Raw genomic sequence first — 16905 nt, forward strand, 5'->3', positions numbered from 1 at the left:
GTGCTTCCAGTAAGTTTCGAAAACGACCTGCGGAAACACTGAGCGGACACGCCGATTTCGGGGGTCCATGCAGACTCCACCCACCTCAGGGGTCATACTTGGCCACGTGACGAGCGCAGTAGATAACTCAGGATCGGCCATGGCCCAGCGTGTTCATTCGCTGAATCGGCCGAACATGGTCAGTGTGGGCACCATCATCTGGCTGTCCCAGGAGCTGATGTTCTTCGCGGGCCTGTTCGCGATGTACTTCGTCTCCAAGGCGAACTCGGGAGGTGACTGGCCCTCCTATCCGGTGCACCTCAACGTGCCCTTCGCCGTGACGATCACCGTCATCCTCGTGGCGTCGTCGTTCACCTGTCAGATGGGTGTCTTCGCGGCAGAACAGGGCGACGTCTTCGGCCTACGCCGGTGGTACGTGATCTCGGCGGTCATGGGGACGGTCTTCCTGCTGGGCCAGTCCTACGAATACCTGTACCTGTACCTCGAGGGCGTCACCATCTCCTCGAGTGTCTACGGGTCGGTCTTCTTCATCACCACCGGATTCCACGGACTCCACGTGGCGGCCGGCGTGGTCGCCTTCGTCGTACTCGTGATGCGTACGACGATGTCGCGCTTCACCCCGGCGCAGGCCACCGCGGCGATCGTCGTGTCGTACTACTGGCACTTCGTCGACGTCGTCTGGATCGGCCTCTTCGTCACCATCTACTTCATTCAGTAGTCAGCTGGCCGCAGGACGCTGTGTCCAGCAGGTCCCAACACCAAAGGGAACTCACAATGAACTCACCTCACCCATCCGCTGCGGACTCGCCGGCGCCTGAACCGGCGCCGGCCACCACGCGGACTGCTTCCACCAAGCGGCGCCGCAAGGCGACCGGCGCGCTCGTCATCGCCGCCGGTCTGCTCGGCGCGGGAGCCATCGCGACCGCCGTGGTCCCGGAGCCGCAGGTGGCCACCGCGCAGCAGGATCAGGCCGCGCTCATCGCCGAGGGTAAGTCGATCTACGACGTCGCCTGCATCACCTGCCACGGACAGAACCTGCAGGGCGTGGAGGACCGTGGCCCCTCGCTCGTAGGCGTCGGCGCGGGTTCGGTCTACTTCCAGGTGCACTCCGGTCGCATGCCGGCAGCGGACAACGAGGCCCAGGCCGAGCGCAAGAAGCCGCGCTACAGCGAGCACCAGATCGTCGCCCTGGCCGCCTACGTCGACCAGTACGGCGGCGGACCGGGCATCATCACCAACCCCGACGGCACCATCGCCCAGGAGAGCCTGCGCGGCGTCTCCGGGGAGAGCCGCGCCGAGGAGCTGGCCCGCGGTGGCGAGCTGTTCCGCCTGAACTGCGCGTCCTGCCACAACTTCACCGGTCGCGGTGGTGCCCTGTCCGCGGGCAAGTACGCCCCGATTCTCGATCCTGCCAACGAGCAGGAGATCTACCAGGCCATGCTCACCGGCCCGCAGAACATGCCCAAGTTCTCGGATCGCCAGCTGACGCCGGACGAGAAGCAGGACATCATCGCCTACATCAAGAACGCTGACTCCAAGGTCTCCCCCGGCGGCTATGGCCTGGGTGGCCTCGGCCCCGTCACCGAAGGTGTGGCCATGTGGCTTGTCGGCATCGTCGCCCTCATCGGTGCGACCCTGTGGATCGGATCCCGTTCATGAGTGAGACCCCCAAGAACCCGTCCCCCGCGGACCTGGACCGGATGAGCGATGAGGAGCTCGTCCGGCTCGGTACCGAGCTCGACGAGGTCGACGTCAAGTTCCGCGAGGCCCGCTGGCCCGAGGGTGTCGAGACCCGCGCCGAGAAGCGCGCCGCACGGACCGTCACTATCTGGTTCGCCCTGTCCGCCCTCTTCGGCCTGGCCTTCGCCGCCGTGTACATTTTCTGGCCCTGGGAGCACAAGGGTGAAGGAGAGGCCGGCCACGCGCTGTACATGGCGTACACGCCGCTTCTCGGCCTCACGATCGGTCTGTCGATCCTGTTCCTGGGCTTCGGCGCGGTGCAGTTCACCAAGAAGTTCGTTCCCGAGGAGATCTCGGTCCAGACGCGCCACGACGGCCCGTCGTCCGATGTCGACCGGCGGACGATCGTCGCCGAGCTCAATGACTCGTGGAAGTCCTCCACCCTGGGTCGCCGCAAGGTCATGGGCGGGTTCCTCGGTGCGAGCGTCGGTCTCATCGGCCTCTCCGCGATCCTGCCGCTCGGCGGCATGATCAAGAACCCGTGGAAGCGCGGCCCGATGACTGTCGCCGGCGACGGCACGCTCCACACCACGGGCTGGACGCTCGCCTCGGACACCCGTCCCGACGGTCTGCCTCCGGAGAAGGTCTACCTCGGTCGTGACACCGCCAAGGTCTTCCCGGACGGCCACCCGCCCGCCGGACAGGGCCGGCTCGAGCGGATCCACATCGACGATCTCTCGACCGGAGCCCTCGAGTCCGTGTTCCCGCTCCCCGCGAGCGCGATCGGCAACTTCACCGAGGACATGCACTCGATCCACGGCACCCGCAACGCGGTCATGCTGATCCGCTTCCGCCCGGAGGACGCCGCTCGCGTGATCAAGCGCAAGGGCCAGGAGAACTTCAACTACGGCGACCTGTACGCCTTCTCGAAGATCTGTACCCACCTCGGGTGCCCCACCTCGCTGTACGAGCAGCAGACCCACCGTTTTCTCTGCCCGTGTCACCAGTCGCAGTTCGATGCGCTCGAGTACGCCAAGCCGGTCTTCGGCCCCGCCGCGCGTGCGCTTCCGCAGCTGCCCATCGCCGTGGACAACGAGGGCTACCTCGTCGCCAACGGTGACTTCATCGAGCCGGTCGGACCTGCCTTCTGGGAGCGTCGTTCATGAGCAACAACACCAAACTCGCCACAGTCGGAGACAATCTCGACTCGCGGTACACCATGGCCCAGGGCATGCGCCGGCAGATCAACAAGGTCTTCCCGACGCACTGGTCCTTCCTCCTGGGCGAGATCGCCCTGTACAGCTTCATCATCCTGCTGATCTCGGGTGTCTATCTCACCCTGTTCTTCGATCCGTCCATGTCGAAGGTGATCTACCAGGGTGCCTACGCGCCGCTGAACGGCATCGAGATGTCCCGGGCGTACGAGACCGCACTGAACATCTCGTTCGAGGTGCGCGGCGGTCTCTTCGTGCGGCAGATCCACCACTGGGCGGCGCTGCTGTTCGTCGCCTCGATGGTCGTCCACATGATCCGAATCTTCTTCACCGGGGCGTTCCGCCGCCCGCGTGAGGCCAACTGGATCATCGGTTGTGTGCTGCTGCTCCTGGGCATCGTCGAGGGCTTCCTCGGCTACGGTCTGCCGGACGAGCTCCTCTCCGGCACCGGCCTCCGGATCACCTCCGCCATCATCGTCGGCCTGCCGGTGATCGGCACCTGGATGCACTGGATGATCTTCGGCGGGGACTTCCCCGGCGAGCTCATGATCCCGCGCTTCTATGTCCTGCACGTGTTGATCATCCCGGCCATCATCCTGGCCCTGATCGCCGCGCACCTCGCGCTGGTCTGGTACCAGAAGCACACGCAGTTCCCCGGGCCGGGCCGCACCGAGAACAACGTCGTCGGCGTGCGTATCCTCCCGGTCTTCGCGGTGAAGTCGATCGCGTTCGGTGCGATCACGCTCGGTGTGATCATGCTCTTCTCGGGCTTGTTCACCATCAACGCGATATGGAACCTCGGGCCATACAATCCGGCGCACATCTCGGCGGGCTCCCAACCTGACTGGTACATGCTCTGGACAGAGGGCGGTGCACGTGTGATGCCGGCCTGGGAGCTCTACCTCGGCCCGTACACGGTCACCGCCACCACCTGGGTGGCCGTGATGCTCGGCGCCATGGTCGCCCTGATGTTCGTCTACCCGTGGATCGAGTCCAAGTTCTCGGGCGACACGGCTCACCACAACCTGCTGCAGCGTCCGCGCGACGTCCCGGTCCGCACCGCCGCCGGCATGATGGCCATCACGTTTTACGTGATCCTCGTGCTGATGGGCGCGAACGACCTCATCGCGTACCACTTCAACATCTCGTTGAACGCCACCACGTGGGCCGGTCGTATCGGGCTGATCCTGCTGCCGCCCTTGGTGTACTTCGCCACCTACCGTCTGTGCCTGGGTCTGCAGCGTGCGGACCGTGAGGTGCTCGAGCACGGCATCGAGACCGGCATCATCATGCGGATGCCGCAGGGTGAGTTCATCGAGGTCCACCAGCCGCTCGGCGAGGTCGACGAGCACGGGCACGCGATCCCGCTCGAGTACGCGGGTGCCAAGGTGCCCTCCAAGATGAACCAGCTGGGAGTCGCCGGGCGTCCCCCGTTCGGTGGCCTGTCCGCCGACCCGGCCGACGAGGCCGAGCTGCTCGAGGGTTCGTCGCATGACAAGCACGAGCGTGAGTACCGGATGCTCAACACGCTCCAGGAGGAGAACCGTGCCCGTCGCAATGACGAGCACTGATCCCCTGTAGTACCCGACCGCGGGCCGGATCTCCACACGGAGATCCGGCCCGCGGTCTTTGAGCAACCGATCCCCGCGCACAGGAGAACAATGACGTCGCACGAGCGAGACCGCGCCCGGGTCGGGGCCGAGGCCGGGGCCGGGGCCGGGGCCGGGGCCGGGGCCGGGGCCGGGATCATCCTCACCGACGAAATCCGCCATGCCCTCCAGCTCCTCCACGGCGGCCACGACCTCTTCCTCACCGGCAAGGCCGGGACCGGAAAGTCGACGCTCATCCGGCACTTCCTCGCCGAAACCGACCACCCCACCCTGGTCGCGGCACCCACCGGTATCGCCGCACTCAACGTCGGCGGCTATACGATCCATCGGCTCTTCGGCTTCCATCCGAGCCACACCGTGGAACACGTCCGCGGTCCCGCGTACCGGCCCGGCCGCTTCGCCACAGCCCTGTCCCGCGTGCGCACGCTCGTCCTCGACGAGGCGTCCATGATCCGCGCTGACGTGTTCGACATGATCTCCGTGGCCCTCGAACGGTTCGGCCCCGATCCGACACTGCCGTTCGGCGGCGTCCAGGTGGTCCTGGTGGGAGACCTCTTCCAACTCCCGCCCGTGGTCCCGGACAACGAGAAGTCGACCTTCACGACCGTCTACGAGACCCCGTACTTCTTCTCCGCCGCGCACTTCAGCCGCGACCACTTCCCCACCGTCGACCTCACCCACGTCTTCCGACAGTCCGGGGACCCCACACTCGCCACCATCCTCAACTCGATACGTGAGGGAAGCCTCGTCGGCCACGCCCGGGCGAGGTTGAATGCGCGCACGGACCCGGACTTCGAACCTCCGGATGACGAGTTCTGGCTGACGTTGACCACCACCAACCGGATGGCCACGGCGCGCAACCGCCGACGACTGGAGCGCCTACCGGGTGCCGAGCTGGCGATGGAGGCCACCAGCACCGGCGATATGTCCGACTTCGAACCCCCGACGGCCAGGACGCTCAGCTTCAAGATCGGCGCACAGATCATGATGTTGACCAACGACCCGGCCGACCGGTGGGTCAACGGTTCGATCGGCCGCGTTCTCGACGTGACGTTCGGTCGACGTGGTGATCGGGACGAGCGCGGTCCCGTCGTCGTCGTCCGGTTCACCGGCGGGGACGTCGCCGAGGTCGCGCTGCACACCTGGGACGTCACCCGCCCCGTCGCCTCCGGCGCCGCCATGCGACACGAGGTGGTCGGCACCTACACCCAGTACCCGTTCGCGCTCGCGTGGGCGATCACCATCCACAAGAGTCAGGGGCAGACGCTCGACAAACTGGTCGTGGACCTCAGCGGGGGTACCTTCGCCGCCGGCCAGCTCTACGTGGCCCTGAGCCGGTGCCGCACGCTCGACGGTCTGGTCCTCACCCGTCCGGTGCAGGCGCGGGACCTCAAGACCGACCGGCGGATCACCCGCTTCCTGCGCTCCCCCGACACCGACGCCCCGCCGCGCCGATACTGCGCGATCGCCACCCTCACCGTCGGCGACGAAAGTCCCTGGGCGCGCCCACGGCCGGTCGAGCTGGCGGTCGCGTTCCCGGACGGCACCGCGGTCACCACCCTCCTCAACCCGCAGCGGGATATGGCCCGGGCACGCACGGAGTACGGCATCACCGTCTCGGATGTATTGCTCGCACCCACGCTCCTCGAGGCGTGGACGGTGCTCGCCCCGCTGCTCGACGGCCACACGCCGGTCGCGGTGGGCGCCGACCGGACGCTCGGCGAGGTGGAGTTCGAGCTCCGGCGGCTCGGCAGCGCGTCCCCGACGCCCCTGGGGGTCGACGTGCCCCCGCACCTGCTGACGCCGGCCGAGCAGACTCGGACACGTGCGGCGTCGGCCCTCACCCGCGCGCGGGCGACGCTCGCGGCACATGGCCGTCTGTGGCCTGACGACGGCACCTCCGGGACGTTCGACGCCGATCTCGTGGAAGAGACGGAGCTCGGGTACCTGCTCAGCCGCGATGTCGGGATCACCACGCCGACCTCGGAGGTGCTCCCCCAACTGTCGGCGATGTTGACGGTCAGCGCCGACGTGGGCGCGTCCCTGTTGGACCTGTCAGGACGAGGATGGGCGGCAGGCGGCGCGGGGGCCGGCGGGCCCCGCACCGAAAGCGTGCGCGGGGGCGACCACGATGAGGACGACGACAACCACGGCGCTGTGGGCCTCACGGCCGGAGACCGCGAGCTCCGTAAAGGCGCCCGGACTCTGGTGGCAGAGCAGATTCGCCACGCGGCGGAGCGGGTGACCGTCACCGCCGAACTGTGGTCACGACTGCAGACCGTTGCCGGGGTGCTCGGCGCCGACGTGACGAGCGGGCTGAGCGCGGCGGCGGAGGCCGAGGCGGAGTCGGTGCTCAGCCCGGGGACGCGGGTGTGCTTCACCGGCAGCGCGCTCGACCACGACGGCGTTCTCCTCTCTCGCGAGGAGATGGAGAGTTTGGCGACCCGGGGAGGTCTCGAGCCGGTCGCGAACGTCACCAGGGCCCGCTGCGACGTCCTGGTCGTGGCGGAGCCCGGGACCCAGTCGACGAAGGCCCGCAATGCACAGAAATGGGAGAAACCCATCCTGTCGGCAGCGGAGTTCCTGACCTGGGCCCGCGGGCCGGGGTCGGCTAGAGCGTGACGGGGAGCGGCTCACCCACCATGTCCGCGACCGCGCGGAACGCCATCGCCATGCCCGACCCGAGCGGCACGCCGGGCCCGGGGTAGGCCTCGCCGGAGACGGACGCAGAGGAGTTACCGGCCGCGTACAGGCCCGCGATGGGCTGACCCTCGGTGTCGAGGACCGCGCCGTTGACGTCGATCACCGCGCCGCCCTTCGTTCCCAGGTCGCCCAGCACCAGCCGGACCGCGTGCAGGCGCTCGCCGCCCACCGGGCGCAGGCACTCCTGCGCGGTCGAGGCGCCCACGAAGAAGCGACCATAGGGGTCCTCGCCACGGCGGAAGTCCGCGTCCTCCCCCCGCTCGGCGAACTCGTTGAAGCGGTCAACGCTCGCGCGCAGGGCTGCAGGATCAAGACCCGTGGCCCGGGCGAGCTCCTCCACGCTCCCGGCGGTGTGCCAGAGACCGGCCGCGCGAAGATCGTCCGCGCCCGGTGCGGGGATACAGATCGCCGGGAAGCCTCCGGCTTCCGCGTCGTCGAAGACGAACCAGAAGTCGTCGCCCGCCCCGTCTGCCATCCGGGCGCGCATCTTTCGTCCCATCTGGTCGTACGGCAGCAGTTCGTTGGCGAACCGGCGACCGGTGCCGTCGACGATGAGTCCGGACCGGAATCCCAGGGTGAAGGCCGCGTGCCCGTTGGGGAACAGGGTCGCCGGGCACCACCACGACTGGTCGAGCAGGTCGAGCCGGGCGCCGACAGCCTCGAACATGCGGACCGCGTCCCCGGATCCGGTGTCGGGGTGCGACGAGGACCAGTCCGCGGTGGGCATCTGCTGCAGCCGCTCACGGAGCTCGGCGGATCGCTCGAAGCCGCCGGCCGCGACGAGCACCCCGCGCCGGGCTCCCAGCGCCCGACGCTCTCCGTTCTCGTCCACCGCCACCCCGATCACGCGTCCGTCGGCGTCGCGGATCAGTTCGCGGGCGGCGCTCGAGAGCCGCAAACCGGCGTTGTCCATCGCATCCATTGCCAGCACGAGGCGGGCCACCCACGCACGGCCGCCCTCGAGACGGGTGGTGTCCTCGTCGGCGGCGAACTGGTCCACGGGCACCGCCGACCGGACATCCGAGACCCTGGCCCCGACCTCGACCCCCTTGATCGGCTTCGGGTAGATGCTCCGGCCCGCCTCCTGGCGGCCCGGGGCGTCGAAGTAGTCCGGGAACGCCTGGAACCGCATCGGGATCCCGAGCTCGTCCTGCAGGAACTCCACGACCGCCGGGCCGGTGCTCAGGAAGGCGTCCTGCACCTGCTGATCCGTGCGATCGCCCACCACGGCCCTGAAGTACGTCCGCCCACGCTCGACGGAGTCCTCGAGTCCGTCGCGGGCCAGGACCGGGTTGCCGGGAAGCCACACGGCCCCGCCCGAGTACGCCGACGTCCCACCGAACCGGTCGGTCTTCTCGACGAGGCACGTGGACAATCCGCGGGAGGCCGCGGCCGCGGCGCCGAACAACGCCGCCACACCCGACCCCACGACCACCACGTCGTATTCCGCGTCGAATGTTCCGTCCTGAACTGTCACGGTATGTTCCTCGTCTTCCGCCCGCCGTTTGTAGAACACGTTTCAGTGCCCCATCGCGACGATAGCACCGGCCCGGCCCGGCCCCGCGGGAAAGCTGATCGACACCGCGCTGCGACGCGCACAGGCATGATCGACGGGATGACCGATGATCAGCCCGGCCGGGACAGCAGAGTGGAACACACCGATGACGGGCGCTACATCGTGATGCGTGGAAGGCGGTGGCGCGCCACCGATCCGTCCATCCCGGAGAAGCTGCGTATCGAGCTGGTCCGCGCGCTCATGGCCGGGCGACGCGGCGTGAAGAAGCACGGTGACGCGGCACGGGTGGTGGTGCACGACGCGAAGGTCGCCCTCGGCGAACGCGGCGATCCGTGGTGGGAACCGACGGAGGACGGGACACGCCGGCGGCTCGAGGCCACCATCAGGACACTTCTGCGCGCCCGGGGCACCGGGTCAATCTGCCCTTCCGATGCGGCCCGTGTCGTCGGCGGGGATCAGTGGCGCGAACTCATGGACACAGCTCGGTCGGTCGCCTTCGACCTCCGGGGGCGAGGCATGGTGGCGGTGACGCAGAAGGGCCAGCGGGTCGGCGGGGCCGACGTGAGGGGACCGATCCGCCTCGTCGCGGACTCCGCGCTGGAATTCGTCGAGACCACTGAGTGAATCAACACCAACGGATGAGCCGCGAGCCCGGCGGAGTGCACTCCTTTCCTTGTAAGCTACTCGTTGGTAGTAGTCCACCACCCTGAGGCCCCGCTCCTCTGACGGCACGTCCAGCCGCAGCGATTCGAGCGGCGGATCGACCATTGGAAAGGCAGACCTTTGCGCCGCACTGTGTTCGACGAAGACCACGAGGCCTTCCGCCAGACCCTCCGCTCCTTCATCGAGTCCGAGGTGACCCCCCACTTCGAGGAGTGGTACGAGGCCGGGATCGTCCCCCGCGAGTTCTACTACAAGCTCGCCGACCTCGGCCTGTTCGGTATCACGGTGGACGAGGAGTACGGCGGCGCCGGCCTGGACACCCACAAGTTCGAGGCCATACAGACCGAGGAGATCACCCGGGCCGGCGTGACCTTCGGCGGATCCAACGTCCATGTCGCGCTCTGCCTGCCCTACCTCAAGATGCTCGCCACGGAGGAGCAGAAGAAGCGCTACTTCCCCAAGTTCGTCTCCGGCGAGGAGATGTGGGCCATCGCCATGACCGAGCCCGGCACCGGCTCGGACCTGGCGGGAATGAAGACCACCGCGAAGCTCTCCGAGGACGGTACGCACTACATCCTCAACGGCGCCAAGACCTTCATCACCGGCGGCGTCCACGCCGACCGGATGATCGTGTGCGCCCGTACCTCCGCTCCGCGTGAGGACGACCGCCGGTTCGGGATCTCCCTGCTCGCCGTGCAGACGTCGCTCGAGGGCTACTCGGTGGGCCGCAAGCTCGACAAGGTGGGCCTCAAGACCTCGGACACCGCGGAGCTCTCGTTCACCGACGTCAAGGTGCCGGTCGAGGACCTGCTGGGTGAGGAGAACCGCGGCTTCAACTACCTGGGCCAGAACCTGCCGTCCGAGCGCTGGGGCATCGCCTTCGGTGCCTACGGTCAGGCCGCCGCGGCCGTCCGCTTCGCGCAGGAGTACGTGGAGCAGCGCGAGGTGTTCGGCAAGACCGTCGCCTCGTTCCAGAACACCAAGTTCGAGCTCGCGGCGTGTAAGGCCAAGGTCGACGCGGCCCAGGCCGTCGCCGACCGCGCCCTCGAGGCCCTCGACGTCGGCGAGCTCACGCCCGCCGAGGCCGCCTCGGCCAAGCTGTTCTGCACCGAGGTCGCGGCCGAGGTCATCGACCGCTGCCTCCAGCTCCACGGTGGCTACGGCTTCATCAACGAGTACCCGATCGCACGCCTGTACTCGGACAACCGCGTCAACCGCATCTACGGTGGCACCAACGAGGTCATGAAGACCATCATCGCCAAGGACATGGGACTGTAACCACACGTCCGCACCTGGCTGCGCGTCGCCCGGGGCCCCGTCCGCTCACCGCGGTCGGGGCCCCGCTCCGTTTCCGACGCCCGTCTCGGTGTACGCGAAAACCCCCGGCGCGGGTCCGCGCCGGGGGTTCTACGGGGTCGTTCACACCGGGATCAGTGCTTCTCGCGACCCCAGTGGTACTCGAAGACCAGGCCGCACACGGTGATGATCAGGGCAATCACGCCGCCGATGATCACCCACCAGTTCCAGAACGCCGCACCATAGCCGATGATGAAGATCGAGAAGGCCATCATGAACGGCCAGAGGCTGTGCGGGCTGAAGAAGCCCAGCTCGCCGGCACCATCGGAGACCTCGGCCTCCTCGTAGTCCTCGGGCAGCGTGCTGATACGACGGGCCACGAAGCGCAGGTAGCCACCGATGAGCAGGCTCAGGCCGGCCGAGAGGATGAAGGCCGTGGTGCCCACCCACTCCACGCCGGTGCGGGAGGTGCCGGTCAGATAGCCGTACCCGATTCCCAAGACGGCGAGGAAGATAAACAGCCCGTCGAAGATTCTTACTGTTGCGTTCATCGCTTAAGGAGTCCTTCGCGTGATACCCGGGAGAGGCGTCAGTTGGCCGACGCGTTCTCGATGATGTTGTTCTGGTCACGCGTATCGCTACGGCCCGTCTTGAACGGGGACGTGGACGTGGCGTACGGCGTCTGGCCGATCTCCTGCAGCGCCTCGGCATTGCTGGCCGTCGGGTTGTCCTGACGGAACTGGATGTACTGGGCGAAGTCCTCCGGGGAGACCGCCCGCAGCTCGAAGTTCATCATCGCGTGGTAGACGCCACACATCTCGGCGCACCGTCCGACGAAGGCGCCCTCACTGTCGATCTTCTCGACCTGGAACATGCTCAGCTGCTGGTTGCGGCCGGGGTGCGGCATGACGTCCAGCTTGTAGATGAACTCGGGGATCCAGAACGAGTGGATCACGTCGGCCGAGGCGAGGCGGAACTCGATCCGGGTATCGGTCGGAACCACCAGGACCGGGACCTCCTCGGAGGTGCCGACGGTCTCGATGTTGTTGTAGTGCAGGTACGACTTGTCCTCGGCGAGGCGGCCGTGGATCGGGCCACCCGCGGCGGGCATCCCCTCGTGACCGAGAGCCTCGCGCTGCTCGTCGGAGAGCACGCCGGCCTCCTCGGCCTGGCGGGTCGCCTCCTCGTTGGTGCCGTCCGCGATGGTCACACCGTCGACGTCGACCTTGTTGTAACCGAACTTCCAGTTCCACTGGAACGCGGTCACGTCGACACGCACCCCGACCTCGTCCTCGGGACGCAGGTCGAGCACCTTGTTCTGCGTGATCACGGTGAAGTAGAAGAGGATCGAGATGATCACGAACGGCACTGCCGTGTAGATCAACTCGAGCGGCACGTTGTACGCGGTCTGACGGGGGAATTCCCCGTTGTCGTTCTTCTTCTTGCGATGGAACGCCATCGACCAGAAGATGAGGCCCCACACGAAGAAGCCGACGATCAGCGACGTGATGACGGTGCCCGTCCAGAACTCACGAATCGCGACGCCCTCCGGGGTGATCCCGGTGGGGAACCCGAAGTTGATCGTCTGGTTCCACCACTTGTTGTCGGTGTGGAGGCTACAACCGGACAACAGCAAGCCCAATGTGCCGAGAGACACAGCCAGTGTCGCCCTGCGCGTCCGACGACGCCCGTCACGCTGTTCCACCATCACGCCTTCCTGATCAGCGGCACCGACCACATGGCCGGGACACCTAAGAAGAGTAGACCACGACTCTCAGTTTGGATGCCGCGGGTCCGGCAATTCACCCGATGCGCCCCCGCGCCGTCCGCCGGAGCGGTACGGGGGCCCGGGACCAGTAGTATTCGAACCCGTCGCGGCCCGTGCTTCCGGGCCCTGCCCAATTACCGACTTCCGATCGACGAGGTACCCGACGCATGTGTGGCCTACTTGGTCTGCTCACCCCCGACGGCTCCGCCCGCACCCACGAGAACCGGGTGCTGGGCGCCATGGGATGCCAGCGGCACCGCGGTCCCGACGAGGTCGGTACGTGGGTCGACGAGAACGTGGCGTTCGGTTTCAACCGGCTGTCGATCATCGACATCGCCCACTCGCACCAGCCGCTGCGCTGGGGCCCGCCGGAGCAGCCCGACCGCTACGCGCTCGTGTTCAACGGCGAGATCTACAACTATGTCGAGCTCCGTGCGGAGCTCCGGGAGAAGCACGGCGCCGAGTTCCGGACCGAGGGCGACGGCGAACCGATCGTCGTGGCATTCCATCACTGGGGCCCCGCCGCGGTCCGCCGGCTCCGCGGCATGTTCGCCTTCGCGATCTGGGACACCGTCGAGCGCTCGCTCTTCGTCGCCCGCGACCCGTTCGGGATCAAGCCGCTGTACATCGCGAGCGGCAAGGGCGGCACGGTCTTCGCCAGCGAGAAGAAGTCCGTGACGGAACTGCTCGACCTCGTCGTCGTCGACACCTCCCTCGACACCCGCGCCCTACAGCACTACGTCACCCTCCAGTACGTCCCCGAGGACGAGACCCTCACCCGCGGGGTACGACGCCTCGAGTCGGGCTGCCACGCGCGCATCACCCCCGGTACCGCACCGGTCATCGAGCGGTACTTCGAGCCCACCTTCCCTGTCGTGCCCGTCGCCGACGGCGACGCCGAGCGTCGCTACGACCAGATCGCCGCGGCGCTCGAGGACTCCGTCGCCAAGCACATGCGCGCCGACGTGACCGTGGGCTCGTTCCTGTCCGGAGGCATCGACTCCACCGCGATCGCCGCACTCGCCCGCCGGCACAACGAGAACCTGCTGACCTTCACCACCGGGTTCGAGCGCGAGGGCTACTCCGAGATCGACGTGGCCGCCGAGTCCGCCGCGGCGATCGGCGTCGAGCACATCGTCAAGGTGGTCTCCCCCGAGGAGTTCGCCGCCGCGATCCCCGAGATCATCTGGTACCTCGACGAGCCGGTCGCCGACCCCGCCCTGGTCCCCCTCTACTTCGTGGCCCGCGAGGCGCGAAAGCACGTCAAGGTGGTCCTGTCCGGTGAGGGCGCAGACGAACTGTTCGGTGGCTACACGATCTACAAGGAGCCGCTCTCCCTCGCGCCGTTCGAGAAGATCCCCGGCGGCCTGAGGCGCGCGCTGGGCAAGGCCAGCACCCGGATCCCCGAGGGCACCCGCGGCAAGAGTCTTCTGCACCGCGGATCGATGAGCCTCGAGGATCGCTACTACGGCAACGCTCGCTCGTTCTCCGAGGAGCAGGTCCGGTCCGTACTACGCGACTACCGTCCGGAGTGGGGGCACCAGGACGTCACCGCGCCGATCTACGAGCGCTCCCGCGGCTGGGACCCGGTCGCGCGGATGCAGCACCTGGATCTGTTCACCTGGCTGCGCGGCGACATCCTCGTCAAGGCGGACAAGGTCACCATGGCCAACTCTCTCGAACTGCGGGTGCCGTTCCTCGACCGCGAGGTCTACGAGGTGGCCTCCCGTCTGCCGCACTCCGAGAAGATCTCGCACGGCACCACCAAGTACGCGCTACGCCGCGCGCTCGAGCGGATCGTGCCGGCGCACGTGCTGCACCGCAAGAAGCTCGGCTTCCCCGTTCCGACCCGCCACTGGCTGGCCGGCCCCGAGCTGCACGACTGGGCCCGCGATCACGTCCTGGCCTCCGGCACGGACGAGTACGTCGACAAGGCGGCGGTCCTGCAGATGCTCGACGAGCACCGCCGCGGGGACTCCGACCACAGCCGTCGGATCTGGACGATGCTCTGCTTCATGATCTGGCACGGCATCTTCGTCGAGGGCCGGATCGTCCCGGACATCGAGCAGCGCGACTACCCGGTCCGTCTCTGACCTGACAAGACTGCGTCCCAACGAGCAGAGCGTTCAGCACACGATTCCCGGGTGAAGGTGTGCTGGACGCTCTGCTCGTTGCGAGGTGGCCCGGATCAGGCAGGTAGGAGCGCGCCGAGCTCCTCGGCCGCCTCGTCGCCGTAGGTCTCGGCCAGACGACGACGAGCGGCCACGGGGTCGATCGTCCACTCCTGAGTGCCGGTGGTCTCCAGGACGTGGGTGGCGATGAGCGCACCGAACTGGGCGGAACGCTCGAGCGACAGCCCGTCGAGCACGCCGCTGAGGAAGCCGGCGCGGAAGGCGTCACCGACGCCCGTGGGGTCGAGCAGGTTGGTCGAGGGCACGATGCCGACCTCGATCGGCTCGGCCCCCTGCTCCACGATCACGACACCCTTGCCGCCGCGAGTGGTGATGCGGGTGCCGACCCGGGCGTCGAGCTCCTCGGCGCTCCACCCGGTCTTGTTGAGCAGGAGCTCGTACTCGTACTCGTTGGTGAACAGGTAGCGGGCGCCGTCGACGAGCGCCGCAGCCGCCTCGCCGTCGAGGAAGGCCAGCTGCTGCGACGGATCGGCCGCGAAGTCCAGCCCGAGCTCGCGACACTCCGCGGTGTGCGAGTTCATCGCTGTCGGGTCATTGGCGCCGATCAACACCAGCTCCGGTCGGCCGATCCGCTCGACGAGCTTCGGCAGAGAGATGGTGGAGGCCTCCCCCATCGCACCCGGGTAGAAGGACGCGAGCTGTGCCATATCCGAATCGGTGGTGCACACGAAGCGGGCGGTGTGCAGCGCCGAGCTGATGTGCACCGCCGAGCAGTCGACGCCGTGGCGCTCGAGCCAGGCGCGGTAGTCCGCGAAGTCCTCGCCGGCGGCACCCACCAGGTGCGGCTGGCGGCCGAGCACGCCGAGCGCGAACGCGATGTTGCCGCCGACCCCTCCACGACGGATCTGGAGCGAGTCCACGAGGAAGCTCAGTGACACGTGCGCGAGCTGGTCCGGCAGCAGCTGCTCGGAGAATCGACCCGAGAAGGTCATGAGGTGGTCGGTGGCGATGGAACCGGTGATGACGACGGGCATGCCCCAGACAGTAGACGACCCGGGACGACGATCTGTCGGCCCGGGTCGTCAGTTGAGACCGTGGGGTCAGTTGAACGAGTCGCCGCAGGCGCACGAACCGGTCGCCTGGGGGTTGTCGATCGTGAAGCCCTGCTTCTCGATGGTGTCGACGAAGTCGATCGAGGCGCCCGTCAGGTACGGGACACTCATGCGGTCGACGGCGAGCTTGACGCCACCGAAGTCATCGATGACGTCGCCGTCCAGGGAACGGTCATCGAAGAAAAGCTGGTAGCGCAGGCCGGCACAGCCACCGGGCTGAACGGCGATGCGCAGCGACAGGTCGTCACGACCCTCCTGCTCGAGCAGGGCCTTTGCCTTGGAAGCGGCGGCGTCTGTGAGCAGAACGCCGGTGGCGGTGTTCTCCGCAGTGGTCATGTCGGTTCTCCTTGCGATCCGAGAGGGCTTCGGGGACGTCTCGTGTGTGTCAACGCCCAGCGGGGAGTCCTCTATTCCCCGGCATCCGTTCCGCTCCCCACGATACGCCTGCCACCGCGTATGGGTGAATGTCCGGCCCCGTTCCCCGATCGCCTAGCCTGGTGATGTGAAGTTGCGCGCATTCGGCTCCAGAGATGACGAGAACGGCAAGGGCTCACCCGCCCCCGAGGCCCGGCCCGAACCGGAGCCCGACACCGGGCCCGTCGTCGACCCGCGCAAGCCCGCGGGCAAGGGCAAGCCGACCCCCAGACGTCGCGACCAGGAGCGGGCCCGCGGTATGCGTCAGGGCCCGGTCACGGCTCCGCTGACCCGCAAGGAGGCCCGCGACCGCCGCAAGGCCGCCGAGGCCGACATGACCAAGGAGGAGCGCAAGGAGGCCAAGGCCGAGGCCCGGGCCGCGCGCGAAGAGCGTCGCCAGCTCATGATGGAGGGTGACGACCGTTACGTGCTCTCCCGCGACCGCGGCGAGGTCCGCCGGTTCGCCCGCGACTGGGTCGACACCCATCGCCGCCTCATCAACTGGTTCATGCCGCTGGCGCTGTTCGTGATCGTCTTCCAGCTGATCCCGAACCCCACGCTGATGGTGTACAGCCAGACCCTGTTCCTCGTGCTCATCGCCGTCGTCGTCATTGACGGGATCCTCCTCGGCCGAACGGTCAACCGCGTGGTCAGGGAACGCTACCCCGACACCGAGGACACCGGGTTCGGTATGGGCTGGTACGCGGTCATGCGCGCGACGCAGCCCCGGATGCTGCGCACGCCGCGTCCGCGTGTCCGCCCCGGCGACACGATCTGATCTGATCGCGAGCGCCCTG

14 protein-coding genes are annotated in these 16905 nt (G+C 67.7%); 9 read left to right on the forward strand and 5 right to left on the reverse strand.

Annotated elements, in window-relative coordinates:
- The first annotated feature begins 106 nt into the window (after window positions 1-106).
- From ctaE to ACWIFB_RS01735, 5 genes are all read left to right on the forward strand, one after another.
- Window positions 107-718 (forward strand): aa3-type cytochrome oxidase subunit III, encoded by a 612-nt coding sequence (gene ctaE, locus ACWIFB_RS01715; RefSeq protein WP_452099462.1) that lies wholly within the window; start codon window positions 107-109, stop codon window positions 716-718.
- Window positions 719-774: 56 nt separating this feature from the next.
- Window positions 775-1659, forward strand: coding sequence for a cytochrome bc1 complex diheme cytochrome c subunit (qcrC, locus tag ACWIFB_RS01720; RefSeq protein ID WP_230929476.1), 885 nt, complete (start codon window positions 775-777; stop codon window positions 1657-1659).
- A complete protein-coding gene (gene qcrA / locus ACWIFB_RS01725; RefSeq protein WP_230929477.1) occupies window positions 1656-2846 on the forward strand; it encodes a cytochrome bc1 complex Rieske iron-sulfur subunit in 1191 nt (396 codons plus the stop codon). The genes qcrC and qcrA overlap by 4 nt, the downstream gene beginning before the upstream one ends.
- Complete coding sequence (gene qcrB / locus ACWIFB_RS01730; protein ID WP_452099461.1) at window positions 2843-4465, forward strand: cytochrome bc1 complex cytochrome b subunit; 1623 nt, start codon at window positions 2843-2845, stop codon at window positions 4463-4465. Before qcrA ends, qcrB begins: the two co-directional genes overlap by 4 nt.
- A gap of 90 nt (window positions 4466-4555) precedes the next feature.
- Window positions 4556-7126 carry an AAA family ATPase gene (locus ACWIFB_RS01735; RefSeq protein ID WP_454057086.1) on the forward strand — a complete coding sequence of 857 codons (2571 nt, stop codon included), beginning with the start codon at window positions 4556-4558 and terminating at the stop codon, window positions 7124-7126.
- Here the strand turns inward: ACWIFB_RS01735 and ACWIFB_RS01740 are convergent.
- A complete protein-coding gene (locus tag ACWIFB_RS01740) occupies window positions 7116-8684 on the reverse strand; it encodes an FAD-dependent oxidoreductase (protein ID WP_454057087.1) in 1569 nt (522 codons plus the stop codon). The two genes, ACWIFB_RS01735 and ACWIFB_RS01740, sit on opposite strands and share 11 nt — an antisense overlap.
- A 138-nt stretch (window positions 8685-8822) precedes the next feature.
- On the opposite strand from ACWIFB_RS01740, the gene ACWIFB_RS01745 reads away from it, so the two are divergent.
- Window positions 8823-9347 carry a DUF3253 domain-containing protein gene (locus ACWIFB_RS01745; RefSeq protein WP_454057088.1) on the forward strand — a complete coding sequence of 175 codons (525 nt, stop codon included), beginning with the start codon at window positions 8823-8825 and terminating at the stop codon, window positions 9345-9347.
- A 159-nt stretch (window positions 9348-9506) separates the two neighbouring features.
- Entirely contained in the window at window positions 9507-10664 is a 1158-nt protein-coding gene (locus tag ACWIFB_RS01750) for an acyl-CoA dehydrogenase family protein (RefSeq protein ID WP_230929482.1), read from the forward strand.
- Window positions 10665-10816: 152 nt separating this feature from the next.
- On the opposite strand, the gene ACWIFB_RS01755 is transcribed toward ACWIFB_RS01750, so the two are convergent.
- Together ACWIFB_RS01755 and ctaC are read right to left on the reverse strand one after the other, a co-directional pair.
- Entirely contained in the window at window positions 10817-11233 is a 417-nt protein-coding gene (locus tag ACWIFB_RS01755; protein ID WP_454057089.1) for a cytochrome c oxidase subunit 4, read from the reverse strand.
- 38 nt (window positions 11234-11271) lie between these two features.
- Complete coding sequence (ctaC, locus tag ACWIFB_RS01760; protein WP_452099457.1) at window positions 11272-12390, reverse strand: aa3-type cytochrome oxidase subunit II; 1119 nt, start codon at window positions 12388-12390, stop codon at window positions 11272-11274.
- A 227-nt stretch (window positions 12391-12617) separates the two neighbouring features.
- On the opposite strand from ctaC, the gene asnB reads away from it, so the two are divergent.
- Entirely contained in the window at window positions 12618-14543 is a 1926-nt protein-coding gene (gene asnB / locus ACWIFB_RS01765; RefSeq protein ID WP_454057090.1) for an asparagine synthase (glutamine-hydrolyzing), read from the forward strand.
- Window positions 14544-14638: 95 nt separating this feature from the next.
- On the opposite strand, the gene ACWIFB_RS01770 is transcribed toward asnB, so the two are convergent.
- Together ACWIFB_RS01770 and ACWIFB_RS01775 are read right to left on the reverse strand one after the other, a co-directional pair.
- A complete protein-coding gene (locus ACWIFB_RS01770; protein ID WP_452099455.1) occupies window positions 14639-15616 on the reverse strand; it encodes a carbohydrate kinase family protein in 978 nt (325 codons plus the stop codon).
- Window positions 15617-15682: 66 nt separating this feature from the next.
- Window positions 15683-16030, reverse strand: coding sequence for a HesB/IscA family protein (locus ACWIFB_RS01775; RefSeq protein ID WP_230929487.1), 348 nt, complete (start codon window positions 16028-16030; stop codon window positions 15683-15685).
- A 166-nt stretch (window positions 16031-16196) separates the two neighbouring features.
- Here ACWIFB_RS01775 and ACWIFB_RS01780 point away from each other — a divergent pair, with 166 nt between their 5' ends.
- The gene (locus ACWIFB_RS01780) at window positions 16197-16886 is read left to right on the forward strand and encodes a DUF3043 domain-containing protein (protein ID WP_452099454.1); all 690 of its coding nucleotides are present in this window, start codon (window positions 16197-16199) and stop codon (window positions 16884-16886) included.
- Window positions 16887-16905 lie beyond the last annotated feature (19 nt).

Source organism: Dietzia sp. NPDC055340 (assembly GCF_053645335.1).

Bases quoted from the DNA above. Each gene is read 5' to 3' on its own strand.
- qcrC (WP_230929476.1), top strand. From the start codon at position 775: ATGAACTCACCTCACCCATCCGCTGCGGACTCGCCGGCGCCTGAACCG.
- qcrA (WP_230929477.1), top strand. From the start codon at position 1,656: ATGAGTGAGACCCCCAAGAACCCGTCCCCCGCGGACCTGGACCGGATG.
- qcrB (WP_452099461.1), top strand. From the start codon at position 2,843: ATGAGCAACAACACCAAACTCGCCACAGTCGGAGACAATCTCGACTCG.
- ACWIFB_RS01735 (WP_454057086.1), top strand. From the start codon at position 4,556: ATGACGTCGCACGAGCGAGACCGCGCCCGGGTCGGGGCCGAGGCCGGG.
- ACWIFB_RS01745 (WP_454057088.1), top strand. From the start codon at position 8,823: ATGACCGATGATCAGCCCGGCCGGGACAGCAGAGTGGAACACACCGAT.
- ACWIFB_RS01755 (WP_454057089.1), bottom strand. From the start codon at position 11,233: ATGAACGCAACAGTAAGAATCTTCGACGGGCTGTTTATCTTCCTCGCC.
- ctaC (WP_452099457.1), bottom strand. From the start codon at position 12,390: ATGGTGGAACAGCGTGACGGGCGTCGTCGGACGCGCAGGGCGACACTG.
- asnB (WP_454057090.1), top strand. From the start codon at position 12,618: ATGTGTGGCCTACTTGGTCTGCTCACCCCCGACGGCTCCGCCCGCACC.
- ACWIFB_RS01770 (WP_452099455.1), bottom strand. From the start codon at position 15,616: ATGCCCGTCGTCATCACCGGTTCCATCGCCACCGACCACCTCATGACC.
- ACWIFB_RS01775 (WP_230929487.1), bottom strand. From the start codon at position 16,030: ATGACCACTGCGGAGAACACCGCCACCGGCGTTCTGCTCACAGACGCC.